This is a genomic window from Rhodococcoides fascians A25f, from assembly GCF_000760935.2.
Taxonomy (GTDB): Bacteria; Actinomycetota; Actinomycetes; order Mycobacteriales; family Mycobacteriaceae; genus Rhodococcoides.
On record NZ_CP049744.1, the window covers coordinates 1,412,215 to 1,435,687 of the forward strand.

The 23,473-nt window shown below is 64.8% G+C and carries 27 protein-coding genes; 18 read left to right on the plus strand and 9 right to left on the minus strand.

Annotation, left to right across the window (positions count from 1 at the left end; translation table 11 throughout):
* Positions 1-12: 12 nt before the first annotated feature.
* The 3 genes from BH93_RS06795 to BH93_RS06805 are packed head-to-tail and all read left to right on the plus strand — an operon-like array spanning position 13 to position 2,399.
* Entirely contained in the window at positions 13-1,161 is a 1,149-nt protein-coding gene (locus BH93_RS06795) for an 8-amino-7-oxononanoate synthase (RefSeq protein WP_037171826.1), read from the plus strand.
* Positions 1,158-1,847, plus strand: a complete 690-nt coding sequence (gene bioD / locus BH93_RS06800; RefSeq protein ID WP_037171825.1) for a dethiobiotin synthase — start codon at positions 1,158-1,160, stop codon at positions 1,845-1,847. Before BH93_RS06795 ends, bioD begins: the two co-directional genes overlap by 4 nt.
* A gap of 54 nt (positions 1,848-1,901) precedes the next feature.
* A complete protein-coding gene (locus BH93_RS06805) occupies positions 1,902-2,399 on the plus strand; it encodes a hypothetical protein (RefSeq protein WP_052064855.1) in 498 nt (165 codons plus the stop codon).
* On the opposite strand, the gene BH93_RS06810 is transcribed toward BH93_RS06805, so the two are convergent.
* Entirely contained in the window at positions 2,396-2,929 is a 534-nt protein-coding gene (locus BH93_RS06810) for a pyridoxamine 5'-phosphate oxidase family protein (RefSeq protein ID WP_037171824.1), read from the minus strand. The two genes, BH93_RS06805 and BH93_RS06810, sit on opposite strands and share 4 nt — an antisense overlap.
* 76 nt (positions 2,930-3,005) lie before the next feature.
* Here BH93_RS06810 and BH93_RS06815 point away from each other — a divergent pair, with 76 nt between their 5' ends.
* The 8 genes from BH93_RS06815 to BH93_RS06850 all read left to right on the plus strand — a co-directional run bounded on the left by BH93_RS06815 (position 3,006) and on the right by BH93_RS06850 (position 11,518).
* Complete coding sequence (locus tag BH93_RS06815; protein ID WP_037171822.1) at positions 3,006-3,452, plus strand: DUF1707 SHOCT-like domain-containing protein; 447 nt, start codon at positions 3,006-3,008, stop codon at positions 3,450-3,452.
* Between the two features lie 69 nt (positions 3,453-3,521).
* Positions 3,522-4,841, plus strand: coding sequence for a glutamate-1-semialdehyde 2,1-aminomutase (gene hemL, locus BH93_RS06820; protein WP_037171821.1), 1,320 nt, complete (start codon positions 3,522-3,524; stop codon positions 4,839-4,841).
* A 52-nt stretch (positions 4,842-4,893) separates the two neighbouring features.
* Entirely contained in the window at positions 4,894-5,556 is a 663-nt protein-coding gene (locus BH93_RS06825) for a histidine phosphatase family protein (protein WP_032401883.1), read from the plus strand.
* Complete coding sequence (locus tag BH93_RS06830) at positions 5,549-6,139, plus strand: TlpA disulfide reductase family protein (RefSeq protein WP_032380402.1); 591 nt, start codon at positions 5,549-5,551, stop codon at positions 6,137-6,139. Before BH93_RS06825 ends, BH93_RS06830 begins: the two co-directional genes overlap by 8 nt.
* An 8-nt stretch (positions 6,140-6,147) precedes the next feature.
* Positions 6,148-6,957, plus strand: coding sequence for a cytochrome c biogenesis CcdA family protein (locus BH93_RS06835; RefSeq protein WP_037172203.1), 810 nt, complete (start codon positions 6,148-6,150; stop codon positions 6,955-6,957).
* A complete protein-coding gene (gene resB, locus BH93_RS06840) occupies positions 6,954-8,573 on the plus strand; it encodes a cytochrome c biogenesis protein ResB (RefSeq protein WP_037171819.1) in 1,620 nt (539 codons plus the stop codon). Before BH93_RS06835 ends, resB begins: the two co-directional genes overlap by 4 nt.
* 3 nt (positions 8,574-8,576) lie before the next feature.
* Positions 8,577-9,542, plus strand: coding sequence for a c-type cytochrome biogenesis protein CcsB (gene ccsB, locus BH93_RS06845; protein WP_037171818.1), 966 nt, complete (start codon positions 8,577-8,579; stop codon positions 9,540-9,542).
* Between the two features lie 677 nt (positions 9,543-10,219).
* On the plus strand, positions 10,220-11,518 hold the full coding sequence (locus tag BH93_RS06850; protein ID WP_080738934.1) for a MinD/ParA family ATP-binding protein: 1,299 nt from the start codon (positions 10,220-10,222) through the stop codon (positions 11,516-11,518).
* A gap of 14 nt (positions 11,519-11,532) precedes the next feature.
* Here BH93_RS06850 and BH93_RS06855 read toward each other — a convergent pair whose 3' ends face one another.
* Together BH93_RS06855 and BH93_RS06860 are read right to left on the minus strand one after the other, a co-directional pair.
* Complete coding sequence (locus tag BH93_RS06855; protein ID WP_032380405.1) at positions 11,533-11,730, minus strand: hypothetical protein; 198 nt, start codon at positions 11,728-11,730, stop codon at positions 11,533-11,535.
* A 132-nt stretch (positions 11,731-11,862) separates the two neighbouring features.
* The gene (locus BH93_RS06860; protein WP_032380406.1) at positions 11,863-12,078 is read right to left on the minus strand and encodes a BldC family transcriptional regulator; all 216 of its coding nucleotides are present in this window, start codon (positions 12,076-12,078) and stop codon (positions 11,863-11,865) included.
* A 168-nt stretch (positions 12,079-12,246) separates the two neighbouring features.
* Here BH93_RS06860 and BH93_RS06865 point away from each other — a divergent pair, with 168 nt between their 5' ends.
* Positions 12,247-12,630 carry a DUF4229 domain-containing protein gene (locus tag BH93_RS06865; RefSeq protein ID WP_080730732.1) on the plus strand — a complete coding sequence of 128 codons (384 nt, stop codon included), beginning with the start codon at positions 12,247-12,249 and terminating at the stop codon, positions 12,628-12,630.
* Positions 12,627-13,709 carry a PLP-dependent cysteine synthase family protein gene (locus BH93_RS06870; RefSeq protein ID WP_037171817.1) on the plus strand — a complete coding sequence of 361 codons (1,083 nt, stop codon included), beginning with the start codon at positions 12,627-12,629 and terminating at the stop codon, positions 13,707-13,709. The genes BH93_RS06865 and BH93_RS06870 overlap by 4 nt, the downstream gene beginning before the upstream one ends.
* A 19-nt stretch (positions 13,710-13,728) precedes the next feature.
* Here BH93_RS06870 and BH93_RS06875 read toward each other — a convergent pair whose 3' ends face one another.
* The 4 genes from BH93_RS06875 to BH93_RS06890 form a co-directional block, all read right to left on the minus strand.
* Complete coding sequence (locus BH93_RS06875; RefSeq protein ID WP_037171816.1) at positions 13,729-14,040, minus strand: hypothetical protein; 312 nt, start codon at positions 14,038-14,040, stop codon at positions 13,729-13,731.
* Between the two features lie 5 nt (positions 14,041-14,045).
* Positions 14,046-16,505 carry an aminopeptidase N gene (gene pepN, locus BH93_RS06880; protein ID WP_037171814.1) on the minus strand — a complete coding sequence of 820 codons (2,460 nt, stop codon included), beginning with the start codon at positions 16,503-16,505 and terminating at the stop codon, positions 14,046-14,048.
* 25 nt (positions 16,506-16,530) lie between these two features.
* Positions 16,531-17,943, minus strand: a complete 1,413-nt coding sequence (locus tag BH93_RS06885) for an HNH endonuclease signature motif containing protein (protein ID WP_155290863.1) — start codon at positions 17,941-17,943, stop codon at positions 16,531-16,533.
* Positions 17,944-18,012: 69 nt separating this feature from the next.
* The gene (locus tag BH93_RS06890) at positions 18,013-18,921 is read right to left on the minus strand and encodes an NAD(P)/FAD-dependent oxidoreductase (RefSeq protein WP_037171809.1); all 909 of its coding nucleotides are present in this window, start codon (positions 18,919-18,921) and stop codon (positions 18,013-18,015) included.
* A 76-nt stretch (positions 18,922-18,997) separates the two neighbouring features.
* Here BH93_RS06890 and BH93_RS06895 point away from each other — a divergent pair, with 76 nt between their 5' ends.
* Positions 18,998-19,498 (plus strand): MarR family winged helix-turn-helix transcriptional regulator, encoded by a 501-nt coding sequence (locus BH93_RS06895; protein ID WP_052064902.1) that lies wholly within the window; start codon positions 18,998-19,000, stop codon positions 19,496-19,498.
* 70 nt (positions 19,499-19,568) lie between these two features.
* The gene (locus BH93_RS06900; RefSeq protein WP_037172200.1) at positions 19,569-19,910 is read left to right on the plus strand and encodes a nitroreductase/quinone reductase family protein; all 342 of its coding nucleotides are present in this window, start codon (positions 19,569-19,571) and stop codon (positions 19,908-19,910) included.
* A gap of 17 nt (positions 19,911-19,927) precedes the next feature.
* On the opposite strand, the gene BH93_RS06905 is transcribed toward BH93_RS06900, so the two are convergent.
* On the minus strand, positions 19,928-20,596 hold the full coding sequence (locus BH93_RS06905) for a response regulator (RefSeq protein WP_052064854.1): 669 nt from the start codon (positions 20,594-20,596) through the stop codon (positions 19,928-19,930).
* On the minus strand, positions 20,593-21,948 hold the full coding sequence (locus tag BH93_RS06910) for a sensor histidine kinase (RefSeq protein ID WP_037171807.1): 1,356 nt from the start codon (positions 21,946-21,948) through the stop codon (positions 20,593-20,595). Before BH93_RS06910 ends, BH93_RS06905 begins: the two co-directional genes overlap by 4 nt.
* A gap of 109 nt (positions 21,949-22,057) precedes the next feature.
* Between BH93_RS06910 and BH93_RS06915 the strand changes: the two genes are divergently transcribed.
* The 3 genes from BH93_RS06915 to BH93_RS06925 are packed head-to-tail and all read left to right on the plus strand — an operon-like array spanning position 22,058 to position 23,454.
* Positions 22,058-22,714: a phosphatase PAP2 family protein gene (locus BH93_RS06915; protein ID WP_052064853.1), complete on the plus strand. Its 657-nt coding sequence runs from the start codon at positions 22,058-22,060 to the stop codon at positions 22,712-22,714.
* A gap of 5 nt (positions 22,715-22,719) precedes the next feature.
* The gene (locus BH93_RS06920) at positions 22,720-22,935 is read left to right on the plus strand and encodes a helix-turn-helix domain-containing protein (RefSeq protein ID WP_032401893.1); all 216 of its coding nucleotides are present in this window, start codon (positions 22,720-22,722) and stop codon (positions 22,933-22,935) included.
* A 6-nt stretch (positions 22,936-22,941) separates the two neighbouring features.
* The gene (locus tag BH93_RS06925; protein WP_037171805.1) at positions 22,942-23,454 is read left to right on the plus strand and encodes a Clp protease N-terminal domain-containing protein; all 513 of its coding nucleotides are present in this window, start codon (positions 22,942-22,944) and stop codon (positions 23,452-23,454) included.
* Positions 23,455-23,473 lie beyond the last annotated feature (19 nt).

Genomic DNA, 23,473 nt, shown 5'->3' on the forward strand with positions numbered 1-23,473 from the left:
TATGGTGCTGCCATGACCGCTTTGGAGTGGCTCGACGCCGCCGCGCGCAACCGACGCGAGGCCGGACTCGAGCGCGTCGTCACTGCCCGCACAGCCGAGGACGCAGTTCTCGATCTGGCGTCGAACGACTACCTCGGTCTGGCTCGGCATCCGGCCGTCGTCGACGGGGCCTGCGCTGCCGTGCGTCGATGGGGCGGCGGATCCACCGGATCGCGGCTCGTAACCGGCACGACGACGGCACACGAGCAACTGGAGGACGAACTCGCCGATTTTGTCGGTGCCGACGCCGGGTTGGTGTTCTCCTCCGGCTACACCGCCAATCTCGGCGTCGTGACTGCACTGGCGGGACGTGACGCGCTGGTGATCTCCGACGCCGCGTCGCACGCATCGCTGATCGACGCCTGTCGTCTGTCTCGGGCACGGGTTGCCGTCGCGCATCACTGCGATCCCGAGCACGTCGACCGGCTGCTGCGGGAGCGCACCGAGACGCGGGCTCTGGTGGTGACCGACTCGGTGTTCAGCGCCGACGGCGACCTCGCACCGCTGGCCGAGTTGTACGCGGTGTGCAGACGACGCAATGCCGTACTCGTCGTCGACGAAGCGCACGGGTTGGGCGTTCGTGGAGCCGGCGGACGCGGGGCCGTCCACGACGCAGGCCTGGCCGGTGCGCCCGATCTGGTGATCACCGCGACGTTGTCCAAGGCACTCGGGTCGCAGGGTGGAGTCGTACTCGGCCCGGCCGCCGTCCGCAACGAGGTGCTGCACGGCGCGCGCACCTTCGTCTTCGACACCGGGCTCGCCCCGGCATCGGTGGGTGCAGCATCGGCCGCTCTGGAGATTCTGCGCACCGAACCCGATCGAGTGGCTGCGATCGGTGTTCGGGCAACCCAACTGGCCTCTGCAGCGGGAGTGGAACCGACTGCATCGGCGGTCGTTCCGGTGATACTCGGTGATGCCGAGCGTGCCGTCCGCGCGGCCGCGGACTGTCTCGAGCTCGGCTTGCGCGTCGGGTGCTTTCGGCCGCCGTCGGTTTCTCCGAACGCATCTCGGCTGCGATTGACCGCCCGCGCCGACCTCACCGATGCTGACATCGACCGTGCCGCAGCGGTTTTGGCGACGGTATTGAATGCTGCAGTATTTCATTCGGCGGTACCGGGATGACCGTGCTGCTCGTCACCGGAACGTCGACCGGCGTCGGGAAAACCGTGGTGACCGCAGCGCTCGCGGCCGCGGCTCGGGCGCACGGACGGACGGTGGCGGTATGCAAGCCGGCGCAGACCGGAGTGGGTGACGACCGCCCGGAAGAGTCGGATATCGATGTGGTGGAGCGTCTTTCGGGAGTGCGAGGAATCGAGCTGGCGCGGTACCCCGAGCCACTGGCACCTGATGTCGCAGCCCGCCGGTCCGGTCGGCCGATGCTCGAACTCGCCGCCGTCGTCGACGCGGTTCTCGCACTCGACGAGACCCACGACCTCGTCCTGGTCGAGGGTGCGGGCGGAGTAGCGGTGCGCCTGGGTGCCGCAGGGTTCACCGCGCTCGACATCGCCGCTGCCGTCGGCGCATCGGTGCTGATCGTGGCAGGGGCGGAGCTGGGGACGCTCAATCACAGCGCGCTGACCGTCGCAGCCGTGCGTGCAGCGGACGTGAGATGTTCCGGCCTGGTCATCGGGTCGTGGCCGACCGAACCGAGTCTGGCGGCGCGGGTCAACCTGGAGGAGTTGCCGCTCGTGACGGGTGTGGAACTGATCGCGTCTGTGCTCGACGGGGCAGGCCTGTTGGACGAGAAGGAATTCGGTGCGCTCGCCCGCACGATGTTCGGCGAGTTTACTGATTCGTTACTCGGGTAACCGACGGGGAACGTCTGCCGCTTCGGCATTCGAAACAGATCGGGAGTTCCAATTATGAGTACCGCAGTGTGGATCATCGTTGCAGTAGTCGTCGTAGTGTTGGTCGTTGCTGTCGCCCTGGTCGTGGCGCGCAAAGGCAAGGAGCGAAAGAGGCTGGAAGCGAACGACATTCGTGAAAAGGCAGCCGATCAAGCGGCCATCGTAGAAGAGCGTGAACTGCTCGCTCGCGAAAGCGAGGCCAAGGCGCGTCGAGCGCAGGCCGAGGCCGACGTCAAAGCAGCCGAGGCGGAGAAACTTGCACAGCAGGCCCAGTCCCACCAGGGAGTTGCGGCGGCATCACGCGACGAGGTCGACTCGGAGTTCGAGCGCGCGAATCGTATCGACCCGGACGTGAAGAGCGGCCGGACCATGACAAACGACCGCAACGAGCGAGATGACCGGGACATCGCTGGCGACCACAATGTGACGGACGACCGCAACGTCACAGGCCACCAGAACCTCGTGGGCGATCCGGACGTGCCCCCGACAGAACCCCGGCACGAGCGGAACTAGTTCGTCGAATTGTGGGGTAGCTCGAGTTCGACGACCTCGTGCTCGCCGAGGTCGGGCCGCTCGTTGGTGATCTTGGCCTTGGCGTAAGCCATCAGATTCGAGACCTTCGATCCGGGGGTCGACCAGTACTCCGCACCCTCGGCGGCCACGTGTATCAGTGCCACCTCCCGTGAATCGGGATTCTTCTCGAACCACGTGGCCGCCCGGGTGTTCCACAGTTCCTCGGCCTTCGTTCGGTTCTCGACCACGGCCGCGGTGCCGGACAGGGACACCCAGCCTTCGCCGGACTGAAACGAGACGTTGACCGTCGGATTCGCCGCGATGTCGGCCACCTTGCGCGAGTCGTGTGCGGCGAAGAACCACAGGTCGCCGTCGAACTCGGCTTCCTGCAGCGCCATCGGACGTGAGATGAGGTGGCCGTCTGCGCCGACGGTGGTGAACATGCAGAGTCCGGCGTCGGACATCAGTTCGGCGACTTTGGTGACCCCGTCCGCGGAGCTGTCGGTGTTTGTTCTGTCGGTGTTCGTCATCGAAACCAACTACCCGGTGCGTAGCTCACTCAACCGTTAAGGTGACAAAACGGACACGAGTGTCGGGAGGCTGCGTATGGGAAAGAATGTCGACAGGAACGATCGGCTGGACCTGCGCGTGAGCAACGACGAACGTGAGGTCGTCGTGAACACACTCGGCCTGGCGATGGGCGAGGGCCGCTTGACCTTGGTCGAGTACGAACAACGCCTCGACGCAGTGTGGGCGTCGAGAACTCGCGGCGACTTGGCCGAGGTCGTTCGCGACTTGCCGGACGCAGAGCAATCGACGGCACACGAATCGAAAGCAAGGGACGTCGCCCACGCGACGAGCAAGTGGCGTGAGTATCTGGACGAGTGGCGATGGTGGTTCGGTGGTGCCGTCGTCATGAACGGAATCTGGGCCGTCCAGTGGATCTCCGACGGCGAGCCGACCGCTTATTGGCCTCTGTGGCCCCTCGGCATCTGGGGCATCATCCTGATTGCGATGGTGTTCATGCCCGAGGACAACAAAACCGACGACTGAGGCTGTCGGGCGAGCTCATTATTACGCCCTGTAGTTGGTGATTTCGCCGAACCTGGGACACTGGAAGTCGTGACTGCTCCTCTCGGCGACGACGCCCCCGTATCGGCCCAACTTTTCGCTCGCGCGAGCACGGTGATTCCCGGTGGCGTCAACTCGCCGGTGCGGGCCTTCGCATCGGTCGGCGGAACCCCACGGTTCATCACGCAGGCCAGCGGATACACGATGACCGACGCCGACGGGAAGTCCTACGTCGACCTCATCTCGTCCTGGGGTCCGATGATCCACGGGCACGCTCACCCGGCCATCGTCGACGCCGTCCAGAAGGCCGCAGCAACCGGCCTGTCGTTCGGCGCACCCACCGAGCGCGAAATCGAGCTCGCCGAAGAAATCGTCCGTCGAGTCGGCCCCGTCGACCAGGTTCGCCTTGTGAATTCGGGCACAGAGGCCACCATGAGCGCGGTGCGTCTGGCCCGCGGATTCACCGGCCGCACCAAGATCCTGAAGTTCTCCGGCTGCTACCACGGCCACGTCGATGCGCTGCTCGCCGACGCCGGTTCGGGTCTGGCCACCTTCGGACTCCCGACTTCTCCGGGAGTCACCGGCGCACAGGCGTCGGACACCATCGTTGTTCCCTACAACGACCTCGCCGCCGTCTCCGCCGCTTTCGAGGCCAACGCCGGCCAGATCGCCTGCATCATCACCGAGGCCGCCGCAGGCAACATGGGCGCGATTGCCCCGGTCACCGGCTTCAACGAAGGATTGCGTCGTCTTGCGACCGAACACGGCGCGCTGCTGATCATGGACGAGGTGATGACCGGGTTCCGCGTCAGCGCCGCCGGTTGGTACGGCATCGACGGTGTCGCAGGCGACCTGTACACCTTCGGCAAGGTCATGTCCGGTGGACTGCCCGCTGCCGCATTCGGTGGCCGAGCAGACATCATGGCCTACCTCGCGCCGGCCGGACCGGTGTACCAGGCGGGCACGCTGAGCGGTAACCCCGTTGCCGTCGCAGCCGGCCTGACGAGCCTGCAACTGGCCGACGCAGCCGTCTACGAGAGGCTGCAGGCGAACTCGCAACGGCTCGGAACGCTGCTCGGCGACGCCCTCACCGCCGAAGGCGTCACCCATCAGGTGCAGTTCGCGGGCACTATGGTGAGTGTGTTCTTCGCCGATGGACCCGTCACCGATTACGCGCAGGCCAAGGCCGCGCAGACATGGCGATACCCGGCGTTCTTCCACGCTTTCCTCTCGCGCGGTGTCTACCCGCCGCCGAGCGCATTCGAGGCCTGGTTCGTCTCCGCAGCCCTCGACGACGACGCGTTCTCGATCATCGCCGACGCGGCCCCGGCTGCCGCGAAAGCCGCAGCAGCCGCTACCGCACCACTGTGACGTCTACACAGAACTGACTCCCCACCCGACTAGCGAGAAACAGGACCCCGACGTGACCGAGGCCCCCGCAACACATCCGCACTCGACGACGCGCACCATCGTGCACGTCCTCCGGCACGGCGAGGTGCACAACCCCAAGGGCATCCTCTACGGGCGGCTGCCCGGCTTCAAGCTCTCGGTCACCGGTCAGGCACAGGCCAAGTCGGTGGCGGACGCTCTCGCCGGCCACGACATCACCCACGTCGTGGCATCGCCGCTCCTGCGCGCCCAGGAGACCGCCGGACCCATCGCGGCGGCTCACGGCCTGACCATCGCCGAGGACGAGAACCTCATCGAGGCCGGGAACGAATTCGAGGGGCTGCGCGTCGCCGTCGGTGACGGCGCGCTGCGTCGGCCACGACACTGGTGGAAACTGCGCGATCCGTTCACGCCGTCCTGGGGCGAGCCGTACCTGCAGATCGCGCACCGCATGCTCGCCGCCGTCAACGCAGCCCGCGTCGCGGCCGTCGGGCACGAGGCCGTCTGCGTCAGCCATCAACTCCCGGTGTGGACACTTCGCCGCTTCCTGCAGGGCGACCGGCTGTGGCACGACCCGCGCAATCGCCAGTGCGGACTCGCGTCGCTGACGTCGCTGGTCTACGAGGGCGATCAGCTCGTCGACCTCGTCTACTCCGAGCCAGCGGGAGCGTCCGACCCGAGGATCTCCGGTGCGTAGGTTTCTGCTCGCGGTTGCCGCGGTGGCCCTCGTCGCCGGCTGTTCGACCGGCACCGACGCGGTTGCTCAGGGCGGTACCTTCCAATTCGTCTCGCCGGGCGGGAAGACCGACATCTTCTACGATCCGCCGTCCGAGCGCGGTGCCCTCGGCGAACTGTCCGGGCCCGACCTGATGACCGAGGGCAAGACGACCTCGCTGTCGGACTACGACGGTGACGTCGTCGTGCTCAACGTCTGGGGACAGTGGTGCGGTCCGTGCCGCGGTGAAGCCGACGATCTCGAGAAGGTCTACGAGGCCACCAAGGCCTCCGGTGTCGAATTCCTCGGCATCAATGTGCGCGACGAATCACAAACCGCCGCACAGGATTTCGTCGTCAGCAACAACGTCACCTACTCCTCGATCTACGACCCGCCGATGCGAACGCTCAACGCACTCGGCGGCGTTCCCACCTCCGTCATCCCGACCACCGTCGTGCTCGACCGGCAGCATCGCGTCGCCGCGGTGTTTCTGCGAGAACTGCTGGCCGAGGATCTGCAGCCCGTCGTGGAACGGATAGCAGCCGAGGAGCCAGTGCAGCCGTGACAGAGACGATGTATCTCGCCGGGATTGGCGCGAGTTTTCAGGAAGCTGCGGCCTCCGGGCCACTGATTCTGGCTCTCGGTGCCTGCGTCCTGGCCGGACTCGTCTCTTTCGCATCACCGTGCGTCGTTCCATTGGTACCGGGTTACCTGTCTTACCTCGCCGGAGTCGTCGGAGCCGACGCGCCGGCCGTGAGTGCCGACGAGGCCGCCGTCAAGACGAAGGTGCGCAACGGCCGGGTGCGCGTCGCCGGTGCGGCGGGACTGTTCGTGCTCGGATTCACCGTGGTGTTCGTTCTCGCCACGGCATCCGTCTTCGGGGCGATCACGGTGCTGTCGATCAACCGTGAGCTGCTCATGCGCATCGGCGGTGTCGTCACCATCGCCATGGGGCTGGTGTTCGTCGGACTGATCCCCGCACTGCAGCGTGATGTGCGCTTCGAGCCGAAGCAGATCGGCTCGCTGGCCGGCGCTCCGCTGCTCGGCGGAGTGTTCGCACTCGGGTGGACCCCGTGCCTCGGTCCCACACTCGCAGGCGTCATCTCGCTCGCCGCAGGCACCGACGGTGCGACGGCAGCGCGCGGCGTCACCCTCATCGTGGCGTACTGCCTCGGTCTGGGATTGCCGTTCGTGATCCTCGCGTTCGGTTCGGTCAGCGCGCTTCGAGGCGTCGGCTGGCTACGTACACACGCACGACAGATACAGGTGTTCGGCGGAATCATGTTGATAGCGGTAGGAATTGCACTGGTCACCGGTGCCTGGGATCAGTTCGTCGGTTGGGTGCGCGACGCCTTCGTCTCCGATGTGGTGTTGCCGATATGACCACCGACGTCGAAGAGCGCACCGAGGCGTCGCCGCCCCACAAGCAGTCGGTGCTGGGCAGGGGAGTGGCCCTGATTCGCAACACCTGGCGCGGTCTGACCAGCATGCGGACCGCGCTGGTGCTGCTGTTCCTGCTGGCGTTCGCCGCAGTGCCCGGTGCCCTGGTGCCGCAGCGCAGCCTCAACGCGGGCAAGGTCGATCAATACATCGCCGACCGGCCGACTCTCGGCCCGATCATGGACAAGTTCGAGCTGTTCGACGTCTTCGGCAGCTTCTGGTTCACCGCGATCTACGCACTGTTGTTCGTCTCGTTGATCGGCTGCATCCTGCCGCGGTGCATCGAGCACGCAAAGCAGTTGCGTACCAAGCCTGTTCGCGCTCCCCGTAATCTCTCGCGGCTGCCGCACCACAGCCGGTACGACGTCGACGGCACACCCGAGGACATTGCCGGTCAGGTGCGTGCTCAGCTGCGCGGCTGGCGCGTCGCTCAGCGAACCGAGGACGGCGGAGCAGTGACGCTCTCGGCGGAGAAGGGGTACGTCCGTGAACTGGGCAACCTCGTCTTCCACCTCTCTCTCGTCGGGCTGTTGGCCGCGATCGCCATGGGCAAACTGCTCGGCTACGAGGGCAACCGCATCGTCATCGCCGACGACGGCCCTGGATTCTGCACCTCGACCCCCGCGAACTACGACTCGTTCCGCGCAGGCAATCTCGTCGACGGCACCGACCTCGAGCCATTGTGCTTGCGCGTCAAGGACTTTCAGGCCGACTACCTCGACAACGGCCAGGCCGAGATGTTCACCTCCAACATCGAATACCAGGCCGGCGACGACCTGACGAACAACGTGTGGCGCGACGATCAGCTTCAGGTCAACCACCCGTTGCGCGTCGCAGGCGACCGCGTCTACCTGCAGGGCCACGGCTATGCACCGACCTTCACCGTGACGTTCCCGAACGGTGAGACCCGTACCGACACCATTCAGTGGCAACCGACGGACGCCACGACCTTCCTGTCCAGTGGCGTGCTGCGCGTCGACCCGCCCGGCGGTTTGTATCCCGACGCACTGGACCGCCGGAAGAACCAGATCGCCATCGAGGGACTGTTCGCGCCGACGGCGTCGTTCCACGGCAGCCTGCTGTCGTCGAGCTTCCCTGCGATGAACGACCCCGCCGTCGCGATCGACATCTACAAGGGCGACACCGGCCTCGACACCGGACTGCCGCAGTCCATCTTCTCGCTCGACCAGGAAATGATCGCCCAGGGTCGGTTGGTCAAGCAGGATCGCGTCAACCTGATGCCGGGAGAATCCGCGACGCTCAGCGACGGCACCGTCGTCACGTTCGACGGGGCGAAGGAGTTCGTCAACCTTCAGGTCTCGCACGACCCGGCTCAGACCTGGGTGCTCGTCTTCGCACTCACGATGATGGGCGGGCTGCTCGTCTCACTGGTGATCAAGCGTCGCAGAATCTGGGTCCGGCTCACCGCCGACGCCCAGGCACGACGTACTGTAGTAGACCTCGGCGGACTTGCACGCACCGATCAGGCGGGGTGGGGCGAAGAGTTCGACCGCCTGTGCACCCGCCTGCTCGGCGACACCTCGAAACAGGAGAACTGACCGATGCCGATCAACGAGACCCTCTCGCAGTACAGCGACTGGTCGTTCGAATCAGCGTTCACCATCTACGTGCTCGCATTCGTTCTGCTCATCGCTCAGTACGCGTCGGCCAAGGCCACGGCTGCTCAGGCCAAGGAACTGGTCGGTGCAGGTGCCCCGGTGGTCGAGACCCGGCCGGGTCGTATCGCCGAAGCGCCGAAGCGCCCGCTCTCCGACCGCCTGGCAGGCATGGGCTTCGCGTTGCTAGCGCCGGCCCTCATCCTGCACATCGCCGCGGTGGTGCTGCGTGGGTTCGCCACGCACCGCTTCCCGCTCGGCAACATGTACGAGTTCGTCACCATGGCCACCGCAGCCGCGGCCTTGACCTCCGTCATCGCCCTGCGCAAGAAGGCGATGCGCCCGATGCTGGTGTTCGTTCTCGCACCGATCATCGTGCTGATGTTCTTCGCCGCCACCAAGCTCTACGCCGACGCCGCCCCGGTCGTCCCGGCACTGCGGTCCTACTGGCTGCCCATTCACGTCACCATCGTCAGCGTCGGTAGCGGCATCCTGCTGGTTTCCGGCGTCGCTTCCCTGCTGTTCCTACTGCGCATCAAGCAGCCACTGGGAGAGGAAAGCATTGGGTTCTGGGGCAAATTCGCCTCCAAGCTGCCCGACGCCCAAGCCCTCGATCGACTCGCATACAAGACGACCATCGTCGCCTTCCCGCTCTTCGGAGCAGGCGTCATCCTCGGCGCGATCTGGGCCGAGGCCGCATGGGGACGCTTCTGGGGCTGGGACCCCAAAGAAACGATGTCGTTCATCACCTGGATCATCTACGCCGCCTACCTGCATGCCCGCGCCACCTCCGGCTGGCGCAACACCCGCGCCGCGTGGATCAACGTGGCCGGATTCACCGCCATGCTGTTCAACCTCTTCATCATCAACATGGTGGTCTCGGGCCTGCACAGCTACGCGGGTCTGAACTAGCACTCGGCCGCTGCGCAGGCCGCTCAGCTGGTAGCGTCCGATCCGGCTCGATGGGGGAGACATCCGAGCCGGATCGAAGGATGTAGGACGCGAACTGGGGGGAATCGGTCATGGCCGATCGGCACGAGAACAATTGGCAACCCGTCCGACCATTGGACGACGACCCGCCGGACGACCGAGAGCCGGAGCCTGCGGTTGCCGCCGAAACCACACCGGTGTCCGACGCGAAGCCTGCGGTTCAACGGGAACCGTTCCGCTCGACCCCCATCACCATGCCGCCCGAGAGCGCGGACAACCCACCGGTAGCGCCCCACGAGGCCACGCCCACGTCTGGTCCGCCGCCGGTTTCGGTGGACCCTGCGGGGGTGGCGCAAGACGCTCCCGAGCTGACCGACAACGGTGGTGAAGCAGAGAGCGGGACAGTTGCCGCGGCTGATGGATCCGATGCGGTTACGGATTCCAGTGGGGTGGCGGTGCTCGCCGATTCGGCGGCGGTGCTTGTCGATGAGGTGGACAGGGCCACTGCGAACGGGACGACTACGAAGACTCCCTCAGCCTCCGCTGAGCAGGCGACTCCTGCGCGGCAGAGCACCGTGGCCCCATCTCCCGAGGCGAAGCCGATCGAGAGTCCGCCTACGCCGCCGGTGCCATCGGGGCCACCGCCAGCTCAGCAGTGGATGCCGCAAAACTATGGAGCGCCGCAGAACAACTGGGCGCCGCAGAACAACGGGGCGCCGCAGAACAACTGGGCTCCGCAGAACAACTGGGCTCCGCAGAACAACGGGGCGCAGCCCCAGGGTCAGGTTGTGCAACAGGGGCCGATGGTGCCTCCGGGTCAGGGTGCGCCGCAGGGTGAAAAGAATCCGCAGAACCAGTGGCCAGTTCAGGCCGGTCCGTGGCCCCAACTTCCGCATCCACAATCCGTCGCACAGCACCAGCCGCAGCTGCGCGGCGCAGTCGACGTGCATGGTCTGGGTCCCCAGACAGCGGCGGTCGGTCAGAGCCTGACGGGTGATCGGCTGACCGTGCAGCCGGTCTCCTCGCACGATCTCGGCAACTCGTTGCTCGTTCGATCGGCGAATGTGCCACCGGTTTCCGGGTGGCGTCGGGCGCTGTACGTGATGTCCGGCGGCCGCATCGATGTCGGTAACAGCGCCGCCCAGCAGCGTCGGCTCGAGCTGACCGCACAGGTGGATCGGACGCTCGTGGGGTGTTATCGCGTCGCGGTGCTCTCACTGAAGGGCGGTGTCGGCAAGACGACCACCACCGCCACGCTCGGGTCGACGTTCGCCGACATCCGAGGTGATCGAGTGATCGCGATCGATGCGAACCCCGACCGCGGAACTCTGGGCCAGAAGGTTCCTTGCGAAACAACTGCAACCGTTCGAAACTTGTTGCGTGACATGGATTCTCTGGATCGCTACAGTGATGTCCGTGCCTACACCTCGCAGAATGCCAACCGATTGGAGGTGTTGGCGTCCGATTCGGATCCGGCAGCGTCGGAGGCGTTCAGCGGCGAAGACTACGACCGCGCGGTCGACATGTTGGAGAAGTTCTACAGCATCGTGATCACGGATTGTGGAACCGGTTTGATGCATTCGGCCATGGAGAGCATTCTCGAAGGCACCGACACTCTGGTGGTCGTCAGCTCGGCGTCGGTAGACGGTGCGCGGAGCGCGTCGGCGACGTTGGACTGGCTCGATGCTCACGGGTATCGATCATTGGTGGCCACGTCGGTGGCCGTGGTCAACGGGGTTCGGCCCAGAGCGGGAAAAGTCGATTTGCAGAAGGTCATCGAGCACTTCGAGCAGCGTTGCGCCCACGTACGGACGATTCCGTTCGACCCGCATCTCGAGGAAGGTGCGGAAATCGAGCTGGATCGTCTTCGTGGACGGACCCGCACCGCGCTTCTGGAAGTGGCGGCAGCGGTAGCGGCCGGATTTCCCGACTCGCCCACCGCTTCTCGCCCCGATTGAGAAGCTGCCGAACCCTACTCCGTCGGTTCGGTTCCGGCCTCGGTTCCGTCTTTCCCGCCGCGGCGAGCTTCACGATTGATTCGCCACAGAAAATCGGGATCGTCATCTGGTCCGACTGTGCGGGTGGGTGCAGCACCTGCGCTGGGTCCGAAGGCCTTCCAGAACAGAACCACCACTGCCACCAAGCCGATCAACGCCAATAGATAGATCACGACGCACCTCCTACTACGAGGGTAGCCGCGATGCAACAACCTCCGCACCCGTCGAGCGTCGAAGATTCCTGAGAATGTTCGATGAGTTCGTACGGGTGCGGAGTCTGCGCGTACTTCAGTATCGCGTCCGACTCAGTGGTGTACGCCGGCTTCGGTCGTCAGAGAGGTCAGCAGCTGCATGACCTCGGTCTCACGGAACCGACGGTGTCCACCGGGAGTGCGGAGCGATCCGAGGCGTCCGGCGTGTGCCCAGCGAGTCACGGTCTTGGGGTCGACGTGAAAAAGCGCGGCTACCTGACCCGGCGTGAGCAGTGAGTCCTGAGCCTTCTGGAATGTGGGTGCGCTCATCTGTCGTGTCCTCCTACGATGCGGTTCGGTGCATTTGCGTCGAACCGGAGATATCGGTCTGCTGCGTTCGGAACCCATGGTTGCACTCGAACCCCTAGGTACTCGACTGATACAAGGTTGGTAAAGGGGAGGTAATGGACAAATCGGTCACCGCGGGGGCGGGTCGGAATGCCCGGTGAGCCCGGTAACCTGGAGGCCGTGAGTGAAGCGACGAATGCCGACAGCAGTGAACCGACCAGCGGAAATGCCGTTCCGGGTAGGTCGGCCAAGAAGTCCCTCGCCGTGAACCTCGGCGTTTATACCTTCGCGCGCCTGGCCCTCGTCATCGTGATCGCTGCCGTCATCGTGGGCGTCGGTTTACTGTTCGGCGTAGAGGTTCCGGTTCTCGTCGCCGCGATTTTCGCAGTGCTCATCTCATTGCCACTGTCGCTGCTCCTGTTCAAGAAGATGCGGATCCGCGTCAACGAATCCATCGCGGCAGTCGACGAGGACCGGCGCACCGCGCGTGCGGACCTGCAGTCGAAACTGCGCGGTGAAGACGGCAAGAAATGACCGCATCGGTCGATCACTCGGGATCACGGACCTGGGTCGACAATGCCGTCCGGCTGATCGAAGCCGATTCGCAGCGCAGCGCCGACACGCACTTGTTGCGTTACCCCCTTCCTGCAGCCTGGGGGATTTCGCTCTACCTCAAAGACGAGTCCACGCACATCACCGGCAGCCTGAAGCATCGGCTGGCTCGGTCGCTGTTCCTCTACGCGATCTGCAACGGGTGGGTCACCGAGCGTACGACGGTGATCGAGGCATCGTCGGGCTCCACCGCCGTCAGCGAGGCGTATTTCGCTCGACTGCTGGGCCTGAAGTTCGTCGCAGTGATGCCGCGGAGCACCAGCCCGGCCAAGGTCGCGCTCATCGAGTCCCACGGTGGGAGTTGCCATTTCGTCGATCGGCCGGGTGAGATGTACACCGAGGCGCACAGGCTCGCAGCCGAACCCGACTGCCACTACATGGACCAGTTCACCCATGCCGAGCGAGCTACCGACTGGCGCGGCAACAACAACATCGCCGAGTCGATCTTCGACCAACTCCGGCTGGAGGAATGCCCCATTCCCGACTGGGTGGTGGTGGGCGCGGGGACCGGTGGAACCAGCGCCACGATCGGTCGATACATCCGATATCGCAGGCACGCAACGCAATTGGCTGTGGTGGACCCAGAGAATTCGGCGTTCATCGGTGGCTACGAGACCGGGGACGCGGGATTCGAGACCGGCCTGCCCTCCCGCATCGAGGGCATCGGACGACCGCGCGTCGAACCGTCGTTCGTCGGCCAGGTGATCGACAGAATGATCGCTGTTCCCGATGCCGCGTCGGTCGCCGCCGCGAGATTCACCTCGGAGGCACTCGGAAAGCGGGTGGGCGGATCGACGGGCACCAACATCTGGGGAGCCTTCGGATTGATCTCGGAGATGATCGCCGCAGGCCGACGCGGCAGCGTGGTGACGTTGCTGTGTGACGGCGGAGATCGGTACTCGCAGACATACTTCGACGACACCTGGGTCGCGGACCAGGGCATGAATCTCGAAGAACCGACCGCCGCTCTCGAAAAGTTCATTGGTACCGGGGCGTTCTGACTGGGCCCTTCTGGCAGACCTACCTGCTCACAATCAGCGACGCCACCGCGGTTGCAGCGGCTACCGTGCCGACAGCCGGCCACGCACCGATCTTCTTCGCAAGCGGGTGCGAAGCGCCGAACGCGACGAGGTAGGTCCCGAGCAGTGCGCCGGCGCGAGCCGAGCCCGAGGATTTCTGCCACTGCGCTGTGCACGCCACGCCGACTGCCGCTAGGACTGCTCCGCCGAGTTGCCGATTGCCCGATTGCTGGGCAACAGCGAAGCCGCCGAGCAAGCCACCGGCGGCCAGGGCGGAGGTGGTGATCGAGCGTCGAGCATCGTGGTCAGCCATGTTCGTCACCCTAGCCGGGCCTGGACTCGCAGACTCCGGGCCAGGTGGTCTCGCTGCTCGATCACCAAGCGTCGTAGCGCTGCCGGTGCCCACTCGTGGTCGGCGAGCCACGAGTCTGCGGTGTCGGTGGACGACTGCTGCGGAAAGAGGCGAACGACGATTCGCCGTGCGATCTCGATACTGCGTGAGGTCCACAACGACGAGATGGACTCGAAGTATCGGTCGTCATAGGGCGCAGTGAGGTCCGGCCGGTGACCCGCCCCGAAGCCGGTGATGAAGGCGTCGAGCACATCGTTGGAGATGTCCTCGCGTTCGGTGACCGCGGCCCACGCCCTCGCCTTGACTGCGGCGTCGGGGATCGCCGTCGACGCCGCAGTATGAGCGGTGCGCCCCGACAGGGTGTCGTCCGAGGCCAGTTCGCCATCGAGGTCGTGGGAAGTCGCGTGGCCGGTGGCGGCGAGTGCCAGCCAGAATGCCCAGCGGAGATCAGGATCGAGCCGCAGCCCCACGATGGTGCGAGTGCCATCGAGCAGTGAGCGCAGATCCTCCGCCAGGAAGTCGTCCAGCTGCGCAGTCGATGCGACCGCACGCGCCCACACCAACTGTGCGTCGCTCCCGGGTTCGCTCGACTGCAGTTGCGTCCACGACGCATTCAGCCATTGCCGGGTGGGTTCGTCCCGCCGATCGTCACCGAGATAGTGCCCGAGCGTGAACGCCACGTTGGCCGTCACCGCGGAGAGAAGGCCGATCTTGGGCTCGTTGGGCGCAAATCTTGTTGCGACATCGATGTATTGGAGCGCAGAGAGCTCTGCGTCCCGGGTGGAGTTCCACAGCGCGGACCACACGAGCCCTCGCGCGAGCGGGTCGACGATGCGATCGAGGTAAGCCTGCACGGTGGCGGTGGAGCGCTCGTCGAATCGGATCTTGGCGTAGGTCAGATCGTCGTCGTTGAGCAGAACCAGTGCGGCATCTTCGAAGTCGACCGGTGTTCGCGCTTCTGTGATGTCGAGTTCCCGGCGGTGGGTTCTCGTCAGATTCCCGTCCTCGTTCAGATCGTAGAGTCCGACGGCGATGCGGTGCGGACGCGGATCCGTCTGCTCGATGGCATCACCCGTAAAGGACAGTGTGGACACGCCGGTGGTCTGCAGCCACGCGGCCGCCCAGGTGTCGAGATCGCGTCCGCTGGCGGTGGACATCTCGCTCAACAGGTCCGTCAGAGTCGTGTTACCGAAGGCATGGGTGCGAAAGTAGTTGCGGGAGGAAGCGAAGAAGGCGTCGGCACCGACGAATGCCCCCAATTGCTTGAGCACGCTCGCGCCCTTGGCGTAGGTGATGCCGTCGAAGTTGAGCTTGGCGGCCTCGAGATCGGTGATGTCGGCAACGATCGGATGAGTGGTGGGGAGTTGATCCTGCAGATAGGCCCACGCTTTTCGGCGGTTCGCGAAACTGACCCAGGCATCGGTGAATCGGGTGGCCTCGGCCGATGCGTACGCACCCATGTAGTCCGCGAACGACTCCTTGAGCCACAGATCGTCCCACCACTGCATCGTGACGAGGTCGCCGAACCACATGTGTGCCATCTCGTGCAAGATCGTGTTGGCGCGAGCCTCGTACTGGGCTTCGGTTGCCGCCGAACGGAATACGTACGATTCGGTGAACGTGACGAGCCCGGGGTTCTCCATCGCACCGAGGTTGTACTCGGGGACGAAGATCTGGTCGTATTTACCGAACGGGTACGGATAGTCGAACTTGTCGTGGAAGAAGTCCAGGCCCCGCTTCGTGATGTCGAATATGTCCTCGGCGTCGAAATGCTCGGCGAGTGAGGCTCGGCAATATGCGCCGAGAGGAACGGTCAGTTCGCCTCGCGTCCATGATGATTCGACGCCGTGATAGGGGCCGGCCGCAACCGCGGTGATGTAGGTCGATATGGGCAGGGTCGGGGCAAAGGTAGTGACCGTGTCGTCGGTGACCCCCGCGCGGTTGGACAAGACCGTCCACGCCGGTGGTGCCGTGACCGTCAGCGTGAACGAGGCCTTGAGGTCCGGTTGCTCGAAGTTTGCGAACACCCGGCGAGCATCGGCCGGCTCGTACTGGGTGTAGAGGTAGACGCTGTCGTCTACCGGGTCGACGAATCGGTGCAGTCCCTCCCCCGACCTGCTGTATCGCCCGCGTGCACGTATCCGAACGATGTTGTGCTCGGTGAGTCCGACCAGCTGGATGCGAGCGCCGTCGTAATCGACCTGAGCGTCGGTGCCGTTGACGGTGACCTCGTCGACAGCGGCACCGATGAAGTCGACCCATGTAGCTGCGGTGGTGGCGTCGAATTCGATGGTCGTGACCGTCTCGAAGGTATCGACATCCATGTCCTCGGCTCGCAGGAGATCCAGATGGACGAGATATTTCACCCCGTCGATGTGTCGCGATCGCCTGCGAGTTTCGGTCCGGGTCAGATTTGCGGTGCTCACCGAACCAACCCTAGGTGATTCGTTTTCACAGGGCGGGTGGGGTGAAGTAGTGATTTCCGAGTGGATCGACGATATGTAGAACTCCTTCCGGGAGTAGTTCGGTGCGCCACAGCTTCCGCGTTTTGAGGTTGTGGTGGAGCCGACAGCGCGGACCGATGTTCGTGAGAATTGTCCAGCCGCCTTTCTCGGGTTGTCGTCGGTCGAATTCGACGATGTGGTCGAGGTCGCATCGTTCCGAAGGCACGTTGCAGCCAGGATGGAGGCAGTACGGCTGTTCGGCACGAACTCGCGCCGCGAGAGATCGACTGGGCGTGTAGCTCAGTGCACCCGGAGGCGGGAGTTTCATGCCCCCGTGGCCGTCGGGATACAAGGCGTGGACGCCGATGGGGTCGTGCCCGACGATGCCACGCCACCGTTCGATCAGCGTTCCTCCGCCCGGCCGCGATCGCGGCACTGCATCGGGCGGCACTGTATCGGGCGGCGGTGTGTCGGGTACCGGTGTGCCTGGCGGGGGTGGTGGTGCGGCCGTTGGCATCGTGTCCGGACCGGAACTCGAACAGCCACTGGATGTTTCACCAGTTGCCTCGGAGTTCGTGTCCGAGGGCTCGGTTGTCGCCGGACTCGGACCACCGATCTCGGGTGACCCGTGGGTATCAGGGGCCTCCGGATCGGTCACATCCTCGCGAGACACCACGCACGTGGGGCACTCGCACAGCAGTGCCTCGCCGCGCATCAATGCAGTCTGGGCGTCGGCTCGACGCTGGTCGTCCGAACGTGGATCCTCCGGGTGCAGACGCGTGACCTCGGCGTCGATCCGCGAAAGCTGTTCGTCGGCTTCGCCGTCGGTCATCAGTGTGGTCAGGCTCGACAGTCCCCGTGCCCGGCGGCGAAGGCGGATTCGCTTCTCGGTGCGAGCGGCACGCTTGCGCACCGCGCGGTCCCAGTCGGCGTCGGCCTCGATGAGCAGTCGGTCGATCTCGCGACCCAAGGTGCTCGGAGCCATCTCCCGGGCGGCTTTGAGAATTTCGGGCTCGAGAGCGACGACCGTCTCCGGCCGGGCATGAAGCAGATGATCGTGGATCGTCCTGACGCGTTCCAGGTCGAGCGCACCGTCGATGAAGCCCTGACGCACGAGAGGGCGCAGTTGACGCCACATCTGCAGCTTGTTGTTCACAGCGGCGAAGGTGGACGACAGAGCCGCCGCCAGTTCGCAGATTGCCGAGCTGTACAGATCTTTCTCGGTCACCCCGGTGTCCCACGGTGATGCGCATGCCGTTCGATTCCGGACATAGTGGTCCATGAGGGCAAGTTCCGACGCGACGGCAGCGTTGATCCTCCGACGCGCGCCCAGAACATCGGCGAGCGCGGAATGATCGTCCGTCGTCCACGCCGCTTTTCGTAGCCCCATGTCACCCCCCAGCGACCGGAGATCGAACACGTATTCGACCTCGTTGCCACAAGGGTAAACCAGAGCACCGACACATTCCCCGGCCCTGGTGGAAGGCCCTCAGAGCGCGCTGACGGCGCGAGTCACATCGAGTTCGAGGAGGTAGTGATTGATGGCGATCGCTGCCTTCGATCCTGCTGCTGCCGAATTGATCAGCTGGGCGGGAGAATCCGAGACGTTCCCTGCAGTCCACAGGCCGTCGACGCTGGTGAGTCCGGTCGGGTCGGTAGCAACCCACCCGTCGTCGAGGCGGGAACATCCGATCGGAGTCAGCAGCATGTCGTTCGGGACGAACGTCGGGCCGACGAACACGACTGTTCGAGGAACGACGGTCCCGTCGGACAGCTCGATGCCGACGACGCGACCATCCCGCACGACGACTCGGGCAACGGGCGCGTCGACGATATCGACGGAGCGAGCGTCGAGTCGGAGGCGTTCGTCGTCGCTCAGTTCGATGCCGTTGGTGAAGAAGACGACATCCTCCGACCACTGTCGAATCAAAGACGCCTGATGGACCGTGAACGGCCGGTTGGGCCCGCCGACAACGGCAATGGGCTGATCCCGTACCTCGTAGCCGTGGCAGTACGGGCAATGCAGAACCCCCGAACCCCACTGTTCTCGGACGCCGGGGATGTCGGGTAGTTCGTCGCGAAGCCCGGTGGCCACCAATGCCGATCGGGAAGTCAGGACCGTGCCATCACCGAGGTGAACCTCGAAGCCGTTCTCGATTCGAGTTACGTTGCCCTGCAGAATCTCTCCGTCGTACCGGAGAACCTCCTGGCGTCCGGTCTCACGCAAGTCCCCTGGTGCGGAACCGTCGCGGGAGAGAAAGTTGTGAACATGGTCGGCAGGAGCGTTGCGCGGCTCTCCGGCGTCGACGACGATCACGCGCCTGCGGGCCCGCGCCAAAAGGGTTGCGGCACTGAGCCCGGCGGGTCCGCCGCCGATCACCACGGTGTCGTACGTCAAGAGGCTCCTCGAAGTCGATGGGCTAAGATCCGAACGTAGCAGAACTGTCAACTGGTTAACAATATTGGTGGTGACGATGACCGATGACTCGCTCCGTGAGCTGACCTGCGCACGGTGGACCGAGTTCAATCCGGAACTGGATACGTCGCCGATGCAGGTGGTGGCCCAGATCAAACGAATCGTCGCACTGCTCGATCTGGCCGTCGAGCCGATATACGCCGCCGCCGATGTCTCCGTCGCCGAGGTGGAGTTGATGGTGCCCCTGCGTTATGCAGTCGAGCAGGTGACAGCGGTGCGGTTGGCGGAGTTGCTCGGCATGACTCGCGCCGGGGTGAGCAAGGCACTCGGCAAACTCGAACGCCGCGGATTCGTGGATCGAGTGCCCAGCGCCGAGGATCGACGGTCTGCTTCGATCACCCTGACCGATCGGGGAAAGCGCGTTGTCGACGAGGTTTTTCCTCGCGAGCTCGACGCTCACGGACGGCTGTTCGACGCATTGGGTGCGCAACGGTCGCATGTTCTCGACGCTCTGGCCACCCTCGCCGAGTCGATGGAGGACGGTGTCTCATCGCTGTGACTGCTCCGTCGACCTGCTCGAGGGCTACGCTCGCGAGCAGGTGCGGGAGCGAGCTCGGAAGGAGCACACGATGAACACATTTCAGAAGTCGGCGGCAGCGTTCAACAGGGTTTTCACGGTCGCGATGAAGGCGCCCGTGCTCGACAGGGTGCTCGGACGGTCGATGGGCATCCTGACCTACACCGGCCGAAAGTCCGGCAAGAAGATTTCACTACCGCTGGCTATCGACCGGAAAGGTGACTACCTGCAAGTCAGGGTGGCGATGCCGGACAAGAAGAACTGGTGGCGAAACTTCACGAACGACGGCGGTCGCGTCGACGTCGATCTCGGCGGTGTTCAGTACACAGGCCTCGCGACGGCGACCCGCGACGATCGCGGTCGAGTGTTCGTCGACATCGCCGTGGATCACTGAGTCCGCGAAACGGCGAATCAGGCCTCGCCGGCGTGGACTGCGATGAGCGCCGCCTCTACTCGGTTTCGAGCCCCGGTCGTCCGCAGGATCGACGTGATATGTACTTTGACCGTGCCCTCGGCCAGATGCAGTTCGGCGGCGATGTCGGAGTTGGACATGCCCCGGCCGATCAGCTGTATGACGTTCTGTTCGCGGGTGGTGAGTGACCGAAAGGCGTTCTGCGCCTGTACCTTGCGATCGAGTCGCACCACCACCGAGTCCGTGAGAAGTCTTCGCGCCACGGCCGGTGAGAAGAACGCACCTCCCTCCGACACGGCTCGGACGGCAAGGATCAGTTCGCGGGGGTCACCGGACTTGAGTACGAACCCGTCGGCACCACAGTTCATGGCCTCCGACACGTAGTCGTCCTCACCGAATGTCGTCACGATGAGGCACGGCAAGGTCGAGTTGTCGCGCCGCAGCTCGCGGAGAACCTCGAGACCGGACAGCTCGGGCATTCGGATGTCGAGCACCGCGGCGTCGAGCAAGCGTGAGCGCGCCATGTCCAGTGCCTCGCGTCCGGTGGCGGCCTCGCAGACGACGTTCAGATCCGGTTCGGTACCGAGGATCCCGATGATGCCGGCGCGGACGAGTGGTTCGTCGTCGGCGATCAGGATTCTGATCTGTCCCGATCGAGTGCCGTTCACTCCGAGATCAGGCTTGATTCGGACACGGCGTCACCGTCGTAGCAGATGCGATATCGGTTCCCGGACGAGTCGGCGAATCGATCGGCGGTGACGGCATACATGTGGCACTCACCTGTTCCCCCGGCCTCGCCGGGTAGTTCGCGATCGGGCAATGAGCGGGCGGTGTCGTCTCGACTGTCACCCACGCTGATATTGCGAAAGTCGTCTTCCGACAGTACAGCTCGTCGAGTCTCGAACCAGTTGAAGCTCTCCACGGCCGCCAGCATCGACACCGCCACAAGTGCAGCGCCGACGAGCAGTAGCCGTCCGCGTCGCTGGGCCCGCGTGAGACCGGCGATGTCTTCCTCCGGCGGCATGTCCATCGGGTCCATCGGCGACGGCCTGTGTGGAATCCGAGCACGGAGCTCGAATTCGCTCTCGCTCAGTTCGACCCGCAGGTCGCCTCCGCTACTGCGCAGAAGATCTGTCGCGGATTCGAGTCCGGTACCTCGACCGAACACAGCGGTGTGCTCGACGGGGTTGCGTACGCGCACAATCGAAAACGTCCTGTCTCCGTCGAGCTCGACGTTGATCGGGAGGCCCGGTGCGTGCTTGCTCGCGTTGGTCAAAGCTTCCTGCAGCACTCGAAACAGTGGGGCGTGAGCCGCTTCCGGCAGGTTCGACACGTCGATCGTGCTCGTCACCTCGACGTCGACCCCGGATTCACGAGCACGCTGGATCAACGCGTCGACAGTGTCGCGGCGAGGCAGGCCCGGTGCTGCGCCGACCCGCAGCGATTCCACCGAGTCGCCGAGTCGTTCCACTGCACGGGCGAGCTGCTTTCGTGCGGTACCCACCGATTCCTGTGCCGAGGGCGTCAGTGTGGAGTCGAGCTCGAGGCGGCCGAGGTCGAGGGCTACCAGACTCAGGGAATGCCCGAGGTCGTCGTGCTGGGACTCCGCAAGCTCGAGTCGCTCCTTGGCTCGATCCCGTTCCGCAGCAGCGGTTCTGCGCTGTCGCGTGGCAGCCAATTCTTCGACGGCCTGGTTGCGCACCTGCGTGCGGAGCTGCCAGGCGAAGCCGGCCAACCATGGAACGCCCATGCGTAGCGAGGCGTAGAGAATGTCCCGGGGTAGCTCTGTCCACGCACTGCCCCAGCCGACCAGGACTGCGACCAGAACAGACACTCCCAGAATCCAGGCCACGGCGATGCTTCGGACGGGGTTCGGGCCCAGCCCGATGGTCGCTGCGCACACGGCGACGGCCGCAGCGTTCCATGGGCCGGGACTCGGCACGGACGTGAGCGCGACGAGAGCGACGATCATCAGTGCGGCCGCCGCGCGGCGACGTATGGACGCATCGACGGTGTTCATATTCCACATCCTCGACGATGGGCGCGTTGTGCGACTAGTACCAGGGTCATAGTCAGGTATCGACTTCGGCCAGATCTGCTCGGCTTCGACCCTTCGTAGCGTCCTGAGCATGAATTCGACACGAACGCCGACCATGAACTCTTACTGCGGATTTGCCCTTGCAGCGGCTGTGCTTCTCCTTCTGTCCGCGCTGACATTTCCGATCCGCGAGCCGCTGTTTCGTTCGGTGGTCCGCGCCTCGGACACGGCGTTGCCGCACGCACTGATCGCGGCAGTGGCCGAGATCGGATTGCTCGTCTCGGTGGCGTCTGCGATCGTCCTCGCAGTCCGGACCTGGCTGCGGGATCGGAAGTCGTTCGGGGTGCTGGTCGCGGGCGGCTGCGGAGTGGCGATCGCCTATCTCGCCAGCGAGGTGGTCAAGGTTCTCGTGGCCCAACCCCGGCCATGCCGGACTATCGATGCGCCTACCGTCATCGCCTGCCCCGACGTCGATGATTGGTCATGGCCGTCTAATCACGCCGTGCTCGCAGCTGCTGTGGCCACGGCCTGTGTCCTGGCCGTGCCTCGGAGCGCGTGGGTGGTCTGCCCGGCGGCTGTTCTGATCGCCGTCGCACGGGTTTCGGCCGGAGTCCACTATCCGCACGACGTGCTGGCGGGGCTGGGTTTCGGCGTTGTCGTCGTGCTCTCGACGGTGCCACTCCTGCGGTGGCTGCACGCCGCTCTGTCAATCAAGGTTGACAACAGTCGGTCTGTCAACCTACATTGACAACCATGACCGAAGCCACTGCACTTGCAGCCGCAGCCGCCAGTCCCGATCCGGGTGAGGGGCTGCGTGCGGTAGCGGCTCTTCGACGGTTGCTCGAGCGGCTGGAAGCCGTTCAGGTTCGCACCGCCCGCAATCAGGGATGGTCGTGGCAGGCGATAGCGGACTCGCTGGGCGTCAGTAGGCAGGCGGTCCACAAGAAGCACGGCGGAAAAGGAAGGTAGACAATCATGTTCGAGCGATTCACCACGTCCGCCAGAGCAGTCGTCCTGGGCGCCCAGGGTCGAGCGCGGGCGCTGCACTCACCGCGTATCGAGCCCACGCATCTGTTCCTCGGTGCGCTCGCGGTCGCCGAAGAGCCGCTGAAGAACGCGCTCGCCGAGGCCGGATTCACCGTCGACGGAGTATTCGAGGATGCACAGTCCCAGGACGCGCGTGCGCTGCGTTCTCTCGGGATCGACCTGGACGCCGTCATGACCACCGTCGACGCAGCCCTGGGTCCGCACGCCGTCGACGGGGCGCAGCCGGGCGGCCTGAATCGCATACCGTTCGGGCCATCGGCCAAGGAAGTATTGAAGCTGTCGCTGAAGGAAGCCGTCGAACGACACGACCGCGAGATAGGCGTCGAACATGTTCTTCTCGGTTTGGTTCGAGGTGCCGATCCATGGTTCACCGAACTGGTGCAGCGGCATTGTTCGCTCGATGAACTGCGGTCGACGGTCCTGCTGGTTCGGACACCGTAGCCGCCGAACGCTGCGAACC

What these genes read in the sequence shown, in the direction of transcription:
- BH93_RS06795 (WP_037171826.1), top strand. Translation starts at nt 13, where the DNA reads ATGACCGCTTTGGAGTGGCTCGACGCCGCCGCGCGCAACCGACGCGAG.
- bioD (WP_037171825.1), top strand. Translation starts at nt 1,158, where the DNA reads ATGACCGTGCTGCTCGTCACCGGAACGTCGACCGGCGTCGGGAAAACC.
- BH93_RS06805 (WP_052064855.1), top strand. Translation starts at nt 1,902, where the DNA reads ATGAGTACCGCAGTGTGGATCATCGTTGCAGTAGTCGTCGTAGTGTTG.
- BH93_RS06810 (WP_037171824.1), bottom strand. Translation starts at nt 2,929, where the DNA reads ATGACGAACACCGACAGAACAAACACCGACAGCTCCGCGGACGGGGTC.
- BH93_RS06815 (WP_037171822.1), top strand. Translation starts at nt 3,006, where the DNA reads ATGGGAAAGAATGTCGACAGGAACGATCGGCTGGACCTGCGCGTGAGC.
- BH93_RS06835 (WP_037172203.1), top strand. Translation starts at nt 6,148, where the DNA reads ATGTATCTCGCCGGGATTGGCGCGAGTTTTCAGGAAGCTGCGGCCTCC.
- resB (WP_037171819.1), top strand. Translation starts at nt 6,954, where the DNA reads ATGACCACCGACGTCGAAGAGCGCACCGAGGCGTCGCCGCCCCACAAG.
- ccsB (WP_037171818.1), top strand. Translation starts at nt 8,577, where the DNA reads ATGCCGATCAACGAGACCCTCTCGCAGTACAGCGACTGGTCGTTCGAA.
- BH93_RS06850 (WP_080738934.1), top strand. Translation starts at nt 10,220, where the DNA reads ATGCCGCAAAACTATGGAGCGCCGCAGAACAACTGGGCGCCGCAGAAC.
- BH93_RS06860 (WP_032380406.1), bottom strand. Translation starts at nt 12,078, where the DNA reads ATGAGCGCACCCACATTCCAGAAGGCTCAGGACTCACTGCTCACGCCG.
- BH93_RS06865 (WP_080730732.1), top strand. Translation starts at nt 12,247, where the DNA reads ATGCCCGGTGAGCCCGGTAACCTGGAGGCCGTGAGTGAAGCGACGAAT.
- BH93_RS06870 (WP_037171817.1), top strand. Translation starts at nt 12,627, where the DNA reads ATGACCGCATCGGTCGATCACTCGGGATCACGGACCTGGGTCGACAAT.
- BH93_RS06875 (WP_037171816.1), bottom strand. Translation starts at nt 14,040, where the DNA reads ATGGCTGACCACGATGCTCGACGCTCGATCACCACCTCCGCCCTGGCC.
- BH93_RS06895 (WP_052064902.1), top strand. Translation starts at nt 18,998, where the DNA reads ATGACCGATGACTCGCTCCGTGAGCTGACCTGCGCACGGTGGACCGAG.
- BH93_RS06900 (WP_037172200.1), top strand. Translation starts at nt 19,569, where the DNA reads ATGAACACATTTCAGAAGTCGGCGGCAGCGTTCAACAGGGTTTTCACG.
- BH93_RS06910 (WP_037171807.1), bottom strand. Translation starts at nt 21,948, where the DNA reads ATGAACACCGTCGATGCGTCCATACGTCGCCGCGCGGCGGCCGCACTG.
- BH93_RS06915 (WP_052064853.1), top strand. Translation starts at nt 22,058, where the DNA reads ATGAATTCGACACGAACGCCGACCATGAACTCTTACTGCGGATTTGCC.
- BH93_RS06920 (WP_032401893.1), top strand. Translation starts at nt 22,720, where the DNA reads ATGACCGAAGCCACTGCACTTGCAGCCGCAGCCGCCAGTCCCGATCCG.
- BH93_RS06925 (WP_037171805.1), top strand. Translation starts at nt 22,942, where the DNA reads ATGTTCGAGCGATTCACCACGTCCGCCAGAGCAGTCGTCCTGGGCGCC.